The 17186-nt window shown below is 70.6% G+C and carries 16 protein-coding genes; all 16 read left to right on the top strand.

The window, feature by feature from the left end:
• Window positions 1–33: 33 nt before the first annotated feature.
• The 16 genes from EIO00_RS01495 to nuoN all read left to right on the top strand — a co-directional run bounded on the left by EIO00_RS01495 (window position 34) and on the right by nuoN (window position 17167).
• Window positions 34–1290 carry a geranylgeranyl reductase family protein gene (locus EIO00_RS01495; RefSeq protein WP_140174926.1) on the top strand — a complete coding sequence of 419 codons (1257 nt, stop codon included), beginning with the start codon at window positions 34–36 and terminating at the stop codon, window positions 1288–1290.
• A gap of 45 nt (window positions 1291–1335) precedes the next feature.
• Window positions 1336–1497 carry a hypothetical protein gene (locus EIO00_RS24050; protein WP_161602624.1) on the top strand — a complete coding sequence of 54 codons (162 nt, stop codon included), beginning with the start codon at window positions 1336–1338 and terminating at the stop codon, window positions 1495–1497.
• Between the two features lie 6 nt (window positions 1498–1503).
• Window positions 1504–1863: an NADH-quinone oxidoreductase subunit A gene (locus EIO00_RS01490; protein ID WP_140174924.1), complete on the top strand. Its 360-nt coding sequence runs from the start codon at window positions 1504–1506 to the stop codon at window positions 1861–1863.
• 1 nt (window position 1864) lies between these two features.
• Window positions 1865–2422 (top strand): NuoB/complex I 20 kDa subunit family protein, encoded by a 558-nt coding sequence (locus EIO00_RS01485; RefSeq protein ID WP_140174922.1) that lies wholly within the window; start codon window positions 1865–1867, stop codon window positions 2420–2422.
• Complete coding sequence (locus EIO00_RS01480) at window positions 2419–3165, top strand: NADH-quinone oxidoreductase subunit C (protein WP_140174920.1); 747 nt, start codon at window positions 2419–2421, stop codon at window positions 3163–3165. The genes EIO00_RS01485 and EIO00_RS01480 overlap by 4 nt, the downstream gene beginning before the upstream one ends.
• On the top strand, window positions 3165–4508 hold the full coding sequence (locus tag EIO00_RS01475; RefSeq protein WP_140174918.1) for an NADH-quinone oxidoreductase subunit D: 1344 nt from the start codon (window positions 3165–3167) through the stop codon (window positions 4506–4508). Before EIO00_RS01480 ends, EIO00_RS01475 begins: the two co-directional genes overlap by 1 nt.
• Window positions 4508–5230, top strand: a complete 723-nt coding sequence (nuoE, locus tag EIO00_RS01470) for an NADH-quinone oxidoreductase subunit NuoE (RefSeq protein ID WP_140174916.1) — start codon at window positions 4508–4510, stop codon at window positions 5228–5230. Before EIO00_RS01475 ends, nuoE begins: the two co-directional genes overlap by 1 nt.
• Window positions 5227–6528 carry an NADH-quinone oxidoreductase subunit NuoF gene (nuoF, locus tag EIO00_RS01465; RefSeq protein ID WP_140174912.1) on the top strand — a complete coding sequence of 434 codons (1302 nt, stop codon included), beginning with the start codon at window positions 5227–5229 and terminating at the stop codon, window positions 6526–6528. The genes nuoE and nuoF overlap by 4 nt, the downstream gene beginning before the upstream one ends.
• Window positions 6525–8969, top strand: a complete 2445-nt coding sequence (locus EIO00_RS01460) for an NADH-quinone oxidoreductase subunit G (RefSeq protein ID WP_140174910.1) — start codon at window positions 6525–6527, stop codon at window positions 8967–8969. Before nuoF ends, EIO00_RS01460 begins: the two co-directional genes overlap by 4 nt.
• Window positions 8966–10285 (top strand): NADH-quinone oxidoreductase subunit NuoH, encoded by a 1320-nt coding sequence (gene nuoH / locus EIO00_RS01455; protein ID WP_140174908.1) that lies wholly within the window; start codon window positions 8966–8968, stop codon window positions 10283–10285. Before EIO00_RS01460 ends, nuoH begins: the two co-directional genes overlap by 4 nt.
• Window positions 10272–10871 (top strand): NADH-quinone oxidoreductase subunit NuoI, encoded by a 600-nt coding sequence (gene nuoI / locus EIO00_RS01450; protein WP_140174907.1) that lies wholly within the window; start codon window positions 10272–10274, stop codon window positions 10869–10871. The genes nuoH and nuoI overlap by 14 nt, the downstream gene beginning before the upstream one ends.
• Window positions 10868–11779: an NADH-quinone oxidoreductase subunit J gene (locus tag EIO00_RS01445; RefSeq protein ID WP_140174905.1), complete on the top strand. Its 912-nt coding sequence runs from the start codon at window positions 10868–10870 to the stop codon at window positions 11777–11779. Before nuoI ends, EIO00_RS01445 begins: the two co-directional genes overlap by 4 nt.
• Entirely contained in the window at window positions 11776–12075 is a 300-nt protein-coding gene (nuoK, locus tag EIO00_RS01440) for an NADH-quinone oxidoreductase subunit NuoK (RefSeq protein WP_140174903.1), read from the top strand. Before EIO00_RS01445 ends, nuoK begins: the two co-directional genes overlap by 4 nt.
• Window positions 12076–12085: 10 nt before the next feature.
• Complete coding sequence (gene nuoL / locus EIO00_RS01435; protein WP_140174901.1) at window positions 12086–13993, top strand: NADH-quinone oxidoreductase subunit L; 1908 nt, start codon at window positions 12086–12088, stop codon at window positions 13991–13993.
• Between the two features lie 61 nt (window positions 13994–14054).
• A complete protein-coding gene (locus EIO00_RS01430) occupies window positions 14055–15605 on the top strand; it encodes an NADH-quinone oxidoreductase subunit M (protein ID WP_140174899.1) in 1551 nt (516 codons plus the stop codon).
• A complete protein-coding gene (gene nuoN, locus EIO00_RS01425; RefSeq protein ID WP_140174897.1) occupies window positions 15602–17167 on the top strand; it encodes an NADH-quinone oxidoreductase subunit NuoN in 1566 nt (521 codons plus the stop codon). The genes EIO00_RS01430 and nuoN overlap by 4 nt, the downstream gene beginning before the upstream one ends.
• Window positions 17168–17186 lie beyond the last annotated feature (19 nt).

Here is a 17186-nt window from a genome sequence, read left to right as displayed (position 1 = left end):
GTACTTCACAAGCGAACGAGCTAAGGAACCCTCGTGACCGACCTCTCCGGACAGGCCGACGTCATCGTCGTCGGGGCGGGCCCCGCCGGCTCGGCGACCGCCTATTGGCTGGCGCAGGCGGGCCTGGATGTGCTGCTGCTGGAGAAGGCCGCTTTTCCGCGGGACAAGGTCTGCGGAGACGGGCTCACCCCGCGCGCGGTCCGCGCGCTGATCTCCATGGGCGTCGACCTCGACGCCCCCGGCTGGGCCCGCACTCGCGGCCTGCGGATCTACGGCGGCGGCGTCAAGATCGAGCTGGACTGGCCGGAGCTGGCGACGTTCCCCGACTTCGGGCTGGTCCGGGCGCGCACCGACCTGGACCGGCTGCTGGCCGAGCACGCCGCCAAGGCCGGCGCCCGGCTGCAGCAGCGCTGCACCGTCACCGGCCCGATCACCGACGAGCGCACCGGTCGGATCATCGGGGTGACCGCTCGGTACGAGGGCGAGGAGGTGACCTACCGGGCGCCGCTGGTGGTGGCCGCCGACGGGGTCTCCAGCCGGCTGTCGCTGGCGATGGGCATCCGCAAGCGCGAGGACCGCCCGATGGGCGTGGCCGTCCGGCGCTACTACCGCACGCCCCGGCACGACGACGAGTACCTGGAGTCCTGGCTGGAGCTGTGGGACGGGCAGCGGCTGCTGCCCGGCTACGGCTGGGTGTTCCCGCTGGGCAACGGGCTGTCCAACGTCGGGCTCGGGCTGCTCAACACCAGCAAGGCGTTCCAGAACGTGGACTACCGCGCCATGATGCGCCGCTGGTGCGCCCAGATGCCCGAGGAGTGGCAGTTCGACGAGGACCACGCCACCGGCCCCATCCGCGGCGCCGCCCTGCCCATGGGCTTCAACCGGCAGCCGCACTACACCCGAGGGCTGCTGCTGGTCGGGGACGCCGGCGGCATGGTCAACCCGTTCAACGGCGAGGGCATCGACTACGGGCTGGAGTCGGGCCGGCTGGCGGCCGAGACCATCGTGCAGGCCCTGGGCCGCACCACCCCCGGGCAGCGCGAGCGCACCCTGCACGAGTACCCGCGGATCCTCAAGGAGGAGCACGGCGGCTACTTCACCCTCGGGCGGCTGTTCGTCAAGGCGATCGGCGACCCGCGGGTGATGCAGTTCCTGACCCGCCACGGCCTGCCGCATCCGACGCTCATGCGGTTCACCCTCAAGCTGCTCGCCAACCTGACCGATCCGCGGGGCGGCGATGCGATGGACCGGATCATCAATGCCATGTCGAAGGCGGCCCCGGCGGCATGACCGAAGGACCGGACACCACGATCGGGGCCCCCGAGGGATGTTGCGATGACCACCCTGACTAAGGTGGCGACCCGTGACCGAGACCGGCACCACACCCGGGTCCCCGGTCACGCCGCCATCGCGCCCCCACCGCCGGCGTCCCCCAGCGCCGACGGCGCGGCGGCGTGCACCCCGTACAACGCCGTACGAACCGAGGAGGGGGTGTAGAGACCGATGGATCTCTATGTTCCGATCGTGGTGCTGGGCCTGCTGGCACTGGCGTTCGCCGTCTTTTCGGTCGGCGCGGCCGCGATCACCGGCCCCAAGCGGTGGAACAGGGCCAAGCTGGAGTCCTACGAGTGCGGGATCGAGCCGACCCCGCAGCCGGTGGGCGGCGGCCGGTTCCCGATCAAGTACTACGTGACGGCGATGCTGTTCATCGTCTTCGACATCGAGATCATCTTCCTGTACCCGTGGGCGGTCGCCTTCAACAGCATGGGGATCTTCGCGCTGGTCGAGATGGTGCTGTTCATCGTCACCGTGCTGGTCGCGTACGCCTACGTGTGGCGGCGCGGCGGTCTGGAGTGGGACTGAGATGGGTCTTGAGGAGAAGCTCCCCAGCGGTTTTCTGCTGACCACCGTCGAGCAGGTGGCGGGCTGGGCCCGCCGGAGCTCGACGTGGCCGGCCGTCTTCGGGCTGGCCTGCTGCGCCATCGAGATGATGGCCGCCGGCGACCCCCGGCACGACTTCTCCCGCTGGGGGATGGAGCGCGCCGCGGCCACGCCCCGGCAGGCCGACCTGATGATCGTGGCGGGCCGGGTGAGCCAGAAGATGGCCCCGGTGCTGCGGCAGATCTACGACCAGATGACCGAGCCCAAGTGGGTCATCGCGATGGGCGTGTGCGCCTCCTCCGGAGGCATGTTCAACAACTACGCCGTCGTGCAGGGCGTGGACCACATCGTCCCGGTCGACATCTACCTGCCCGGCTGCCCGCCGCGGCCGGAGATGCTGATCGACGCCATCGTCAAGCTGCACGACAAGATCCAGAACACCAAGCTGGGCCCGCACCGGCGCAAGCAGATCGCCGAGCTGGAGGAGGCCAAGCGCCGTCAGCTTCCGCTGCTGGGCCAGGGTCAGGGGGCGATCTCATGAGCAGCCAGCATCCCGAACAGCAGGCCGAACAGGGCGCCGACAAGCTCCCCGCGCACGCGGCGCAGGACCGGCTGAACCAGCCCGTCGTCCGCAAGGGCATGTTCGGCGTCAAGGGCAGCGGCGACACCTCCGGGTACGGCCGGCTGCTCATCCGGCAGTCCCCGAAGGTCTCCAGCCCCCGGCCCTACGGCGGTCCCGGGGGCGGCGGCGAGCCCGGGGAGTTCGACGAGGTCGCCGACGCCCTGGAGCGGGCGCTCCCGGACTTCGGCGAGGCGGTCGAGCGGGTCGTGGTGGACCGCGGCGAGATCACCTTCTTCGTCCGGCGGGAGCACCTGCCCACGGTGGCGCAGACCCTGCGTGACCAGCCCGACCTGCGGTTCGAGCTGTGCACCGGGGTGTCGGGCGTGCACTACCCCGCCGACACCGGCGCCGAGCTGCACGCCGTCTACCACTTCCTGTCGATGACCCACAACCGGCGGATCCGGGTCGAGGTCACCTGCCCCGACGCCGATCCGCACATTCCGTCGATCGTGTCGATCTACCCGACCAACGACTGGCACGAGCGGGAGACCTACGACTTCTTCGGGATCATCTTCGACGGCCATCCGGCGCTGACCCGCATCGAGATGCCCGACGACTGGGTGGGCCACCCGCAGCGCAAGGACTACCCCCTGGGCGGGATCCCGGTCGAGTACCGCGGTGCACAGGTCCCGCCGCCCGACCAGCGGAGGTCGTACGTCTGATGAGCTCTGCCAAGTACACCGAGTACGACGCCTACGCCGAAGAGGTCGCCGAGGGCAAGGTCCTGGGCGTCGACGGCGGCGACTGGGACCAGGTGGTGGCCGCGGCCGAGGAGGGCGACGACGAGCGGCTGGTCGTCAACATGGGCCCCCAGCACCCGTCCACGCACGGGGTGCTGCGGCTGGTCCTGACGCTGGACGGCGAGACCGTCACCGAGACCCGGCTGAACATCGGCTACCTGCACACCGGGATCGAGAAGAACATGGAGTACCGGACGTGGACCCAGGGGACCACGTTCTGTACCCGCATGGACTACCTGGCGCCGATCTTCAACGAGACGGCGTACTGCCTGGCCGTGGAGAAGCTGCTGGGGATCACCGACCAGATCCCCGAGCGGGCCCAGATCATCCGCGTGATGATGATGGAGATCAACCGGATCTCCTCGCACCTGGTCGCGATCGCCACGTTCGGGCTGGAGCTGGGCGCCACCACGGTGATGCTCAACGGCTTCATCGAGCGCGAGTACGCCCTGGACGTGTTCGAGGAGATCACCGGCCTGCGGATGAACATGGCCTACGTCCGGCCGGGCGGCGTCGCCCAGGACATCGGGCACGGCGGGTTCACCAAGGTCCGCGAGTTCCTGGACCGGATGCCGGGGCGGATCAAGCAGCTGCGCAAGCTGCTGGACGCCAACCCCGTCTTCCTGGCCCGCACCAAGGACATCGCCTACCTGGACCTGGAGGGCTGCATGGCCCTCGGGGTGACCGGGCCGGTGCTGCGCGCCACCGGGCTGCCGTGGGACCTGCGCAAGACCCAGCCGTACTGCGGCTATGAGACCTACGAGTTCGAGGTCGCCACCGAGGACACCTGCGATGTGTACGGCCGGTACCTGGTGCGGGTGAAGGAGATGGAGGAGTCCCTCAAGATCATCGAGCAGTGCCTGGACCGGCTGTCGGTCACCAAGGGCCCGGTGATGATCGAGGACAAGAAGATCGGCTGGCCCGCCCAGCTGGCCATCGGCACCGACGGGATGGGCAACTCCCCCCGGCACATCGCGCACATCATGGGCACCTCGATGGAGGCCCTGATCCACCACTTCAAGCTGGTGACCGAGGGCTTCCGGGTGCCGGCCGGACAGGTCTACGCCGCGGTGGAGGCCCCGCGCGGCGAGCTGGGCGTGCACGTGGTCAGCGACGGCGGCACCCGCCCCTACCGCGTGCACTTCCGTGATCCGTCCTTCACCAACCTGCAGGCGACGCCCGCCATGTGCGAGGGCGGCATGGTCGCGGACGTGATCGCCGCGGTCGCCAGCATCGACCCCGTGATGGGAGGGGTGGACCGCTGATGGGATATCCACCTGAGACGCTCGCCCGGCTGGAGCGGGACGCCAAGGAGATCATCGCGCGGTACCCGAAGCCGCGTTCGGCCCTGCTGCCGCTGCTGCACCTGGTGCAGTCGGAGGACGGCTACATCAGCCAGGACGGCATCGAGTTCTGCGCCGAGCAGCTGGGCATCACCCCCGCCCAGGTCACCGGGGTCGCCACCTTCTACACCATGTACAAGCGGCGGCCGGCCGGCGAGTACCACGTCGGCGTGTGCATCAACACGCTGTGCGCGGTGATGGGCGGCGACCAGATCTGGGAGGAGCTGAGCGAGCACCTCGGCGTCGGCCACGATGAGGCCACCGAGGACGGCAAGATCTCGCTGGAGCGCCTGGAGTGCAACGCCGCCTGCGACTTCGCGCCGGTGGTGATGGTCAACTGGGAGTTCTTCGACAACATGACTCCCGAGAAGGCCAAGCAGCTGGTCGACGACCTGCGCGCCGGCAAGGAGGTCGCCCCCACCCGCGGCCCGAACCGGCTGTGCACCTGGAAGGAGGCCTCCCGGGTGCTGGCCGGCTTCCCCGACGGCCGCGCGGGTGAGGGCCCGCAGGCCGGACCGCAGACGCTGGCGGGTCTGGAGCTGGCCAAGCGCAACGGCTGGACGGCGCCGCCCGCGGACGCCGACCGGCCCGAGCCGGACGACCCCGCCGCCGGTTCCGAGACCCAGGGGGACATCCACAGATGAGCACCACGCTGACCCCGGTGCTGTCCCGCAACTGGGACCAGCCCGACTCCTTCACCATCACCGCGTACCGGCGCAACGGCGGCTACCGGGCGCTGCGCAAGGCGCTGCGGATGCAGCCGGACGAGATCGTGCAGGCAGTCAAGGACTCCGGGCTGCGCGGCCGCGGCGGCGCGGGCTTCCCCACCGGCATGAAGTGGGGGTTCCTGCCGCCCAAGAGCGACAAGCCCCGCTACCTGGTGGTGAACGCCGACGAGTCCGAGCCGGGCACGTGCAAGGACATCCCGCTGATGATGGCCAACCCGCACGTGCTGGTGGAGGGGATCATCATCAGCGCCTACGCGATCCGCTCCCACCACGCGTTCATCTACGTGCGCGGCGAGGTGCTGCACGTGATCCGCCGGCTCCAGCAGGCGGTCGCCGAGGCGTACGAGGCCGGCTACCTCGGCAAGAACATCCTCGGCAGCGGCTACGACCTGGACCTGGTGGTGCACACCGGCGCGGGGGCCTACATCTGCGGCGAGGAGACCGCGCTGCTGGACTCGCTGGAGGGTTACCGCGGACAACCCCGGCTCAAGCCTCCCTTCCCGGCGGTGGCCGGCCTGTACGGCGGCCCCACTGTGATCAACAACGTCGAGTCCATCTCCTCGGTTCCCTCGATCGTCGCCAACGGGCCCGACTGGTTCGCCTCGATGGGGACCGAGAAGTCCAAGGGCTTCGGCATCTTCTCGCTGTCGGGGCACGTCACCCGGCCCGGCCAGTACGAGGCCCCGCTCGGCATCACGCTGCGGGAGCTGCTGGAGATGGCCGGCGGCATCCGCAAGGGCCACCGGCTGAAGTTCTGGACCCCGGGTGGCTCCTCGACCCCGTTGTTCACCGAGGAGCACCTGGACGTCCCGCTGGACTTCGAGAGCGTCGGAGCGGCCGGGTCGATGCTGGGCACCCGGGCGCTGCAGATCTTCGACGAGACCACCTGCGTGGTGCGGGCGGTGCTGCGCTGGTCGGAGTTCTACGCGCACGAGTCGTGCGGCAAGTGCACCCCCTGCCGCGAGGGCACCTACTGGTACAAGCAGATGCTCAAGCGGCTGGAGGCCGGTCAGGGCACCGAGGAGGATCTCGAGACGCTGCTGGACCTGTCCGACAACATCCTCGGCAGGTCCTTCTGCGCGCTGGGCGACGGCGCGACCAGCCCGGTGACCTCGTCGATCAAGTTGTTCCGCGACGAGTACATCGAGCACTTCAAGCAGGGCGGGTGCCCGTTCGACCCCGCCAAGTCGACCGTGTGGGCAGGTGAGCAGTGACGGTCACCGACAAGACCTCCGCAGAGGTCGAACAGCAGCCGACGATGGTCAAGTGCACCATCGACGGGTTCGAGATCGAGGTTCCGGAGGGGACCCTGATCATCCGGGCCGCCGAGCTGCTGGGCATCCAGATCCCCCGGTTCTGCGACCACCCGCTGCTCGACCCGGTCGGCGCGTGCCGGCAGTGCCTGGTGGAGATCCCCGACGCCGGCAACGGGCGCCCGATGCCCAAGCCGCAGGCGTCCTGCACCACCCCGGTGATGCCGGGGATGGTGATCAAGACGCAGCTCACCTCGCCGGTGGCCGACAAGGCCCAGCACGGGGTGATGGAGCTGCTGCTGATCAACCACCCGCTGGACTGCCCGATCTGCGACAAGGGCGGCGAGTGCCCGCTGCAGAACCAGGCGATGTCCAACGGCCGCGGGGAGTCCCGGTTCACCGAGACCAAGCGGACCTTCCCCAAGCCGATCCCGCTATCCTCGCAGATCCTGCTGGACCGGGAGCGCTGCATCCAGTGCGCCCGGTGCACCCGGTTCTCCGACCAGATCGCCGGCGACCCGCTCATCGACCTGTTCGAGCGCGGCGCCAAGGAGCAGGTGGGGGCGGCCGAGGACAGGCCGTTCCAGTCCTACTTCTCCGGCAACACGGTGCAGATCTGCCCGGTGGGCGCGCTCACCGGCACCGCCTACCGGTTCCGCTCCCGCCCGTTCGACCTGGTGTCGACGCCGACCGTCTGCGAGCACTGCGCCTCCGGGTGCGCGCTGCGCACCGACCACCGGCGCGGGAAGATCACCCGCCGGCTGGCCGGTGACGACCCGCAGGTGAACGAGGAGTGGAACTGCGACAAGGGCCGGTGGGCGTTCACCTACACCACCCAGCCCGACCGGCTGGTCCACCCGCTGGTGCGCAACGAGAACGGCGAGCTGGAGACCGCCTCCTGGCCGGAGGCGCTGGCCGCCGCCGCCCGCGGGCTGGCCGCCGCGCGCGGCAGGGCGGGCGTGCTGACCGGCGGTCGGCTCACCCTCGAGGACGCCTACGCCTACAGCAAGTTCGCCCGGATCGCGCTCGGCACCAACGACATCGACTTCCGGGCCCGGTCCCACTCGGCGGAGGAGGCCGACTTCCTGGCCGCCGTGGTGGCGGGCCGCGACATCGAGGTCTCCTACTCCGACCTGGAGAAGGCGCCGGCGGTGCTGCTGGTCGGCTTCGAGCCGGAGGAGGAGTCCCCGATCGTCTTCCTGCGGCTGCGCAAGGCGTTCCGCAAGAAGGGCCTGAAGGTCTACTCGATCGCCCCGTTCGCCACCCGCGGGCTGACCAAGATGGGCGGCACGCTGCTGCGGTCGCTGCCCGGCGGTGAGGCCGAGGTGCTGGGCGCCCTGGTCACCGGGGACGAGCCCGCCGCCGAGGAGCTCAAGGCCCCGGGCGTGGTCATCCTGCTCGGCGAGCGGCTGGCCGCCAGCCCCGGCGCCCTGTCCAGCGCGGTCCGGCTGTCCCAGGTCACCGGCGCCCGCCTGGCCTGGGTGCCGCGGCGGGCCGGGGAGCGCGGCGCGCTGGAGGCGGGCGCGCTGCCCACGCTGCTGCCGATCGGCCGCCCGGTCGCCGACCCGGCCGCCCGCGCCGAGGTCGCCCGGGCCTGGAACGTCGCCGACCTGCCGGCCGAGCCGGGGCGCGACACCGCCCAGATCCTGGCCGCCGCGGCGGCCGGGGAGCTGGGGGCGCTGCTCATCGGCGGCGTCGACCCCTACGACCTGCCCGACCCGGCCGCGGCGCTGGCCGCGCTCGAGGCGGTCCCGTTCGTGGTGAGCCTGGAGCAGCGGGCCAGCGCGGTCACCGACCGCGCCGACGTGGTGCTGCCGGTGGCGGCGGTCCCCGAGAAGGCCGGCACGTTCGTCGACTGGGAGGGCCGCGGCCGTCCGTTCGAGGCGGCGCTGCGGGTCCCCGGCCGGCTGCCGGACCTGCGAGTGCTGAACGCGCTGGCCGACCAGATGGACGTGCATCTGGCGCTGCCGGAGCCGGAGGCGGCCCGCCGCGAGCTGGCCGCGCTCGGCTCCTACCGGGGCGACCGGCCGTCCGCCCCGTCGGTCACCGCCGGGATCCGGCCCGAGCCCGGTCCGGGGCAGGCGCTGCTGGCCACCTGGCGGCAGCTGCTGGACCTGGGCCGGCTGCAGGACGGCGAGCCGCATCTGGCGGGCACCGCCAAGCCGGCGGTGGCCCGGCTGTCGCCCGCCACCGCCGCCGAGATCGGCGCGGAGGAGGCGGTCACCGTCGCGCACGGCGGCCGGGAGCTGACCCTGCCGCTGGAGATCACGCCGGATCTGCCCGACCGGGTGGTCTGGCTGCCGACCAACTCCCAGGGCTGCGTGCTGTACCGCGACCTGGGCGCCGACACCGGCGCGATCGTGCAGATCGCCGCCGCAGCAGGCAGCGGAGGTGCCGCATGAGCAGCGTCCCCCTGGCCGCCCCCGAGCCCACCCTGTCGTCCTTCGGGCGCGACCCGTGGTGGCTGATCGGCGGCAAGGTTCTGGCGATCTTCGTCTTCCTGGTGCTCACCGTGCTGTTGACGATGTGGGTGGAGCGCCGGGTGCTGGGCCGGATGCAGCTGCGGGTCGGGCCCAACCGGGCCGGGCCGTTCGGGCTGCTGCAGGGGCTGGCCGACGGCATCAAGCTGGCGCTGAAGGAGGACATCGTCCCGCGCGGCGTGGACAAGGTCGTCTTCGTCCTGGCGCCGGTCATCTCGGCCACCCCGGCGTTCGTCGCCTTCAGCATCATCCCGTTCGGGCCGACGGTGTCGATCTTCGGGCACCAGACCCCGCTGCAGGGCACCGACCTGCCGGTGGCGGTGCTGCTGGTGCTGGCGATGGCCTCGATGGGCGCTTATGGGATCGTGCTGGCGGGCTGGTCGTCGATGTCCCCGTACGCCCTGCTGGGCGGGCTGCGCTCGACCGCGCAGATCATCTCCTATGAGATCGCGATGGGCCTGTCGTTCGTGGCGGTGTTCCTGTTCGCCGGCACGATGTCGACCACGGGGATCGTGGCGGCCCAGGCCGACCGCTGGTTCGCGGTGCTGCTGCTGCCCTCGTTCCTCATCTACGTGATCACGATGATGGGCGAGTCCAACCGGATCCCCTTCGACCTGCCCGAGGGCGAGGGCGAGATCGTCGGCGGCTTCCACACCGAGTACTCGTCGCTGAAGTTCGCGATGTTCTTCCTCGCCGAGTACATCAACCTGGCGACCCTCTCGGCCCTGGCCACCACGTTGTTCCTGGGCGGCTGGCGGGCCCCGGCGCCGATCTCCACCGTCTGGCCGGGCGCCAATGAGGGCTGGTGGCCGGTGCTGTGGTTCCTGGCCAAGGTGTGGCTGTTCATCTTCTTCTTCATCTGGCTGCGCGGTGCGCTGCCGCGGGTGCGCTACGACCAGCTGATGAAGCTGGGCTGGAAGATCCTGATCCCGGTCTCGCTCGCCTGGATCGTGCTGGTGGCCACCATCCGCGGGCTGCGCAACGCGGGTCACGACATGACCCAGGTGGCGATCTGGTCGGCCGCGGTGATCGGCGCGCTGCTGCTGCTGTCGATCGTCTGGGACATGGTCAAGCAGGGCAAGGGCGACGGCGAGGGCGAGAAGGCCGCCCGCGAGGCCCGGCGGCAGCAGACCGAGGGCTTCTTCCCCGTGCCGCCGCTGGACGCGCCGCACTACCACGGCGTTCGCCCGGGCGCCGACGTCACTGCGCACAAGGAGGTGGCCAGTGGGTCTCACTGACTTCCTGAACCCGGTCAAGGGCTTCGGGGTGGCCTTCCACCAGATGTTCCAGAAGACCGAGACCGTCCAGTACCCGGAGGTGAAGAAGCCCACCGCGCCGCGCTTCCACGGTCGGCACCAGCTCAACCGGTGGCCGGACGGGCTGGAGAAGTGCATCGGCTGCGAGCTGTGCGCGTGGGCCTGCCCGGCAGACGCGATCTACGTCGAGGCCGCCGACAACACCGAGGAGGAGCGCTACTCGCCGGGTGAGCGCTACGGCCGCGTCTACCAGATCAACTACCTGCGCTGCATCCTGTGCGGGCTGTGCATCGAGGCGTGCCCGACCCGGGCGCTGACCATGACCAACGAGTACGAGCTGGCCGACGACAGCCGCGAGTCCCTGATCTACACCAAGGACATGCTGCTGGCGCCGCTGCGCGAGGGCATGGAGGCGCCGCCGCACCCGATGCGGCTCGGGGAGACCGAGGAGGACTACTACCGCCTCGGGCTCAAGGACTCCGACGAGGCTCCGGGCATCCCGTCCGAAGGCGGCCGACGGTCCGGCGTCGACGCCGCGGCACGTGCCGAGAGCGGTGAGAAGAAGTGATCGATACACAGACCTCGGTCCTCGCGCAGACCTCCGGGCAGGCCGGCGAGCCGGTGGTGTTCTGGCTGCTGGCGGTCGTCAGCGTGGCCGCCGCGCTCGGCATGATCTTCCTGCGCAAGGCGGTCCACTCCGCGCTGATGCTGGCGGTGGTGATGCTGTCGCTGGCGGTGCTGTACGCGGTGCAGGACGCCCCGTTCCTGGCGTTCGTGCAGGTGATCGTGTACACCGGCGCGGTGCTGATGCTGTTCTTGTTCGTGCTGATGCTGGTGGGCGTGTCCTCCACCGACTCGCTGGTGGAGACCATCCGCGGGCAGCGGCTGTGGGCGGCGATCGCCGGCATCGGGTTCGCGGCGCTGCTGGTGGCCGGGCTCGGCAACGCGGCGCTGTCGGAGTCGATGGGCCTGGCCGCCGCCAACGGCGAGGGCGGCAACGTGATCGGGCTGGCCCGGTTGCTGTTCACCAAGTACGTGTTCGCGTTCGAGGTGACCAGCGCGCTGCTGATCACCGCGGCGCTGGGGGCGATGGTGCTGGCGCACCGCGAGCGGCACGCCCCCCGGCCCACCCAGAAGGAGCTGTCCAAGCGGCGCTTCCGCCCCGGCGGGCACCCGTCGCCGCTGCCCGGCCCCGGCACCTACGCCCGGCACAACGCGGTCGACATGCCCGCGCTGCTGCCGGACGGCAGCGTGTCGGAGCTGTCGGTCAACCCGATCATCGCGCGGCGCAGCGGCACCGCGCGCCTGCACGCCGACCTGCACGGCCAGACCGAGGAGCAGGCGGTGGAGCACGATGTCGCGGCGGTGAAGGCGGCCACCGAGGCCGCCCACGACGCCGACGCCGAGGTCCGGGAGACCAAGGCGGGCACGTCGGCCGCCGGCGGCCCCGCGAGTGAAGGCGAGGCAGGGAAATGAGTCCTGGCCACTACCTGGTCCTGTCGGCGCTGCTGTTCACCATCGGCGCGGTCGGCGTGCTGGTGCGCCGCAACGCCATCGTGGTGTTCATGTGCGTCGAGCTGATGCTCAACGCCGCCAATTTGGCGTTCGTGTCGTTCGCCCGCATGCACGGCAACCTCGACGGCCAGATCATCGCCTTCTTCGTGATGGTGGTCGCCGCGGCCGAGGTCGTGGTGGGCCTCGCGATCATCATGACGATCTTTAGGACCCGCAGGTCGTCGTCGGTGGACGACGTCAACCTGCTGAAGTACTGAGAGGCGATCGATGAAGGCCGAAGGCATCCAGGCCGCCGCCTGGCTTCTCATCGCCCTCCCGCTGGCGGGCGCGGCGATCCTGCTGCTGGGCGGCAGGCGCACCGACAGGTGGGGGCACCTGCTCGGCACCGCCATGTCGCTGGGCGCGTTCGTCGTCGGGCTGGCGATGTTCGTCCAGATGCTCGGGTACGGCGACGAGGAGCGGCGGCGCACCGTCCATCTGTACGAGTGGTTCACCGTCGGGGACTTCACCCTCAACATGGACCTGCTGGTGGACCCGCTGTCGATCAGCTTCGTGCTGCTGATCACCGGTGTGGGTTCGCTGATCCACATCTACTCCATCGGCTACATGGCCCATGACGCCGACCGGCGGCGGTTCTTCGCCTACCTGAACCTGTTCGTGGCGGCGATGCTGCTGTTGGTGCTGGCCGACAACTACGTCGGGCTGTTCATCGGCTGGGAGGGCGTCGGCCTGGCCTCCTACCTGCTGATCGGGTTCTGGCAGTTCAAGCCCTCGGCGGCGACGGCGGCCAAGAAGGCGTTCGTGGTCAACCGGGTCGGCGACCTGGGCCTGGTGATCGGGATCGCGCTGATGTTCGCCACCTTCGGCACGGTGGAGTTCGGCGAGATCCTCGGCACCGGCGCCCACCACGTCGGGGCCGTCCAGCAGATCAGCGAGGGCACCGCCACCGCGATCGGGCTGCTGCTGTTGCTGGGCGCCTGCGGCAAGTCCGCCCAGCTGCCGCTGCAGTCCTGGCTGCTGGACGCGATGGAGGGCCCGACCCCGGTGTCGGCGCTGATCCACGCGGCGACCATGGTGACCGCGGGCGTCTACCTGATCGTGCGGTCCGGGCCGATCTACGAGATGGCCCCGGACGCGCAGCTGGCGGTCACGATCGTCGGCGCGGCCACCCTGCTGGCCGGTGCGATCATCGGTACCGCCAAGGACGACATCAAGAAGGCCCTGGCCGGCTCGACCATGTCGCAGATCGGCTACATGGTGCTGGCGGCGGGGCTGGGCCCGGCCGGGTACGTGTTCGCCATCGCCCACCTGATCGCGCACGGCTTCTTCAAGGCCGGGCTGTTCCTGGGCGCCGGGTCGGTCATGCACGGCATGAACGACGACGTGAACATGCGGCACTACGGCGGGCTGTCCTCCGTGATGAAGATCACCTGGGCCACGTTCGGGCTGGGCTACCTGGCGATCATCGGGTTCCCCCTCCTGTCCGGGTTCTTCACCAAGGAGGGCATCATCGCCGCCGCCTTCGACTCCGGCGGCACCTCCGGGACGATCCTGGGCGGCTGCGCGCTGCTGGGCGCGGCGATCACCGCCTACTACATGTCCCGGGTGATGTTCATGACCTTCCACGGGCAGCGCCGCTGGGAGGAGGACGTCCACCCGCACGAGTCGCCCGCGGTGATGACCGTTCCGCTGATCCTGCTGGCGGTCGGCTCGGTCGGCGCCGGCGCCTTCCTGGTGCTCGGCCCGTTCGGGCACTTCCTGGAGCCGGTGGTCGGCGGCGAGGAGCACGAGTTCCACTGGATCTCCGCGCCGGGCGTCGCCGCGTTCGTGCTGATGCTGGCCGGCGCGGCGATCGCGTGGCTGCAGTACGGCGCCCGCCCGGTGCCGCGCCAGGCCCCCCGCGGCTCGTTCGTCACCGTCGCGGCCCGCAAGGACCTGTACGGCGACGCCATCAACGAGTCGCTGCTCATGCGGCCCGGTCAGTGGCTGACCCGCCTGGCGGTGTTCTTCGACAACAAGGGCGTGGACGGGATCGTCAACGGCCTGGCCGCCCTGATCGGCGGGACCTCGGGCCGGGTCCGGCGGCTGCAGACCGGCTTCGTCCGCTCCTATGCGCTGTCGATGTTCTTCGGCGCGGCCGTCGTGGTGGCGGCACTGTTGGCGGTGAACGCCTGATGCGCACTGTCCGTTCGACTCCGATCGCGGCGGCGGCCCGCCCCGCGCTGGTGGTGAACCCATGAACGACTTTCCCTGGCTGAGCGTCCTGATCGCGGTCCCCGCGGTCGGTGCGCTGCTGGTGGCGTTGCTGCCGCGCGGCAAGGACGAGCTTGCCAAGCGGGTGGCGCTGGGCCTGTCGTCGCTGGTCGCCGTCCTCGCCTTCGTGATGGCGGCCGGCTTCGAGACCGGCGGTGCGCGCCACCAGTTCGAGGAGACATACGACTGGATCCCCGCCTTCGGGGTGCACTGGGCCCTCGGCGTGGACGGCGTCGCGCTGACGCTGATCCTGATGTCGGTGGTGCTGGTCCCCCTGGTCATGCTGGCCTCGTGGAACGACGCCGAGCGCTACGGCGGCGTCGTCGCCGAGGGCGAGCGGGCGCCCGCCCGGTCGGTGAAGGGCTACTTCGCCCTGATCCTGGCCCTCGAGGCGATGATGGTCGGGGTCTTCGCAGCCACCGACGTCTTCCTGTTCTACGTGTTCTTCGAGGCCATGCTGGTCCCGGTGTACTTCCTCATCGGGCACTACGGCGGCCCCCAGCGGTCGTACGCGGCGGTCAAGTTCCTGCTGTACTCGCTGCTCGGCGGGCTGCTGATGCTGGTCGCGGTGATCGCCCTGTACGTGCAGGGGCCGAACACCTTCCTGATGTCGGAGCTGGGGGACCTCGACCTGGACCCGACGGTGGCCAAGTGGCTGTTCCTCGGCTTCTTCGTCGCGTTCGCGATCAAGGCGCCGATGGTGCCGCTGCACACCTGGCTGCCGGACGCCGCCGGTCAGGCCCCGGCCGGCGCGCTGGTGCTGATCGTCGGCGTGCTGGACAAGGTCGGCACCTACGGCATGATGCGGTTCTGCCTGGAGCTGTTCCCGGAGGCCTCGAAGTGGGCCACCCCGGTGGTGGTCACCTTCGCGGTGATCAGCGTGATCTACGGGGCGATCCTGGCGATCGGGCAGGTCGACCTCAAGCGGCTGGTCGCCTACACCTCGATCTCCCACTTCGGGTTCATCGTGCTGGGGATCTTCGCGATGACCTCGCAGGGGCAGGCCGGGGCCGCGCTCTACATGGTCAACCACGGCTTCGCCACCGGGGCGCTGTTCCTGGTGGTCGGGTTCCTGATCGTGCGCCGCGGCTCGGCGCGGGTGGACGCCTTCGGCGGAGTGCAGAAGGTCGCGCCGCTGCTGGCCGGGGCGTTCCTGATCTCCGGGCTGGCCGGGCTGTCGCTGCCCGGGCTGGCGCCGTTCGTGTCGGAGTTCCTGGTGATCATCGGCACGTTCGCCCGGTACGAGGCGGCCGCGGTGTTCGCCGCGCTGGGCATCGTGCTGGCCGCCATCTACATCCTGTGGATGTACCAGCGGACCATGAACGGGCCGACCGCCGAGGCGGTGGCCGGCTTCAAGGACCTGTCCCGGCGTGAGCTGGTCGTGATCGCGCCGATCCTGGCGGTCATCGTGGCGTTGGGCTTCTTCCCCAAGCCGGCCCTCGACGTGATCGACCCGTCGGTGCAGCAGACGCTCAGCCGGGTGCAGATGAGTGATCCCACGACCACCGTCGCCGAGAAGGGGGCTCGTCCGTGAGCGCCGGAGTGCAGGTCATCGCGGCACCGGGGGACATCCCCGCGCCGCACATCGAGTACGGCCAGCTCGCGCCGATGCTGATCGTCTTCGGTGTCGCCGTGGTCGGCGTGCTGGTCGAGGCGTTCGTCGGGCGGAGCTGGCGGTACCGGGTCCAGGTGCCGCTGGCGTTCGCCGGGCTGCTGGCGGCGCTGGTGTGGACGCTGGTGCTGGGGCTGTCGGAGAAGCCGTTCCACGTCGCCGCGATGGGCGCCATCGGGGTGGACGCCCCGACGCTGTTCCTCCAGGGCACCATCCTGGTGCTGGCGCTGGTCGGCCTGCTGCTGATCGCCGAGCGCAGTGCCGCCCACTTCGCCGCGCAGGCCTCCGCGCTGCCCGGCTCGGAGGCCGAGCAGGCCGGCGCGGCGGCGGGGATCCGGCAGACCGAGCTCTTCCCGCTGATGATGTTCGCGGTCGGCGGGATGCTGCTGTTCCCGGCCGCCAACGACCTGCTGACCATGTTCGTGGCGCTGGAGGTGCTGTCGCTGCCGCTGTACCTGCTGTGCGGGCTGGCCCGCCGGCGGCGCCTGCTGTCGCAGGAGGCGGCGGTCAAGTACTTCCTGCTGGGCGCGTTCTCCTCGGCGTTCTTCCTGTACGGGACGGCGCTGCTGTACGGCTTCGCCGGCTCGGTGCGGCTGTCGGACATCGCCGAGCAGGCCGGCCAGGGCGCCGGCGGGGAGCCGCTGCTGCTGGGCGGGATCGCGCTGCTGAGCGTGGGACTGCTGTTCAAGCTGGGCGCGGCGCCGTTCCACATGTGGAAGCCGGACGTCTACCAGGGCGCCCCGACCCCGATCACCGCGCTGATGGCCTCCACCACGCTGGTGGCGGCCTTCGGGGCGATGCTGCGGGTGTACTACGTCGGGTTCGAGACGCTGCGCTGGGACTGGCGGCCCACGATGTGGGGTGTGGCGATCCTCACCATGCTGGTCGGCGCGGTCATCGCGGTCACCCAGACCGACGTCAAGCGGCTGCTGGCATACTCGTCCATCGCACACGCCGGGTTCCTCCTGACCGGTCTGGTGGCCACCAGCCGGGAGGGCCTGTCGGGCTCGCTGTTCTACCTGGCCGCGTACGGGTTCACCACGCTCGGCGCGTTCGCCGTGGTGACCATGGTGCGCGACCCGGGAGGCGAGGCCGCTCACCTGAGCCGCTGGGCGGGACTGGGCAAGCGCTCCCCGCTGCTCGCCGGGGCGTTCGCCTTCTTCCTGCTGGCGATGGCCGGGATTCCGCTGACCAGCGGGTTCACCGGCAAGTTCGCGGTGTTCTCCGCGGCGGTGGACGGCGGGGCGACCCCGCTGGTCATCGTGGGCGTGCTGGCCTCGGCGATCGCGGCGTTCTTCTACGTCCGGGTGATCGTGGTGATGTTCTTCAGCGAGCCCGACGCCGACGGGCCGGCGGTGGTGGTCAGCCCGACCACCGCGACTGCGGTGGCCGTCGGGTTGGCCGTTACTGTGGTACTGGGCGTGCTGCCCCAGCCGGTGCTCGACCTGGCCGGGGAAGCCGCCGCTCAGATGTTCGTTCGTTGACGGGCGGCCCGGCAGGCGC

This window comes from Thermomonospora catenispora (assembly GCF_006363815.1).
In the GTDB taxonomy this organism is placed as follows: domain Bacteria; phylum Actinomycetota; class Actinomycetes; order Streptosporangiales; family Streptosporangiaceae; genus Thermomonospora; species Thermomonospora catenispora.
Note: the sequence above shows the minus strand (reverse complement) of the source record. Positions and strands in the feature narration are given on the sequence as shown.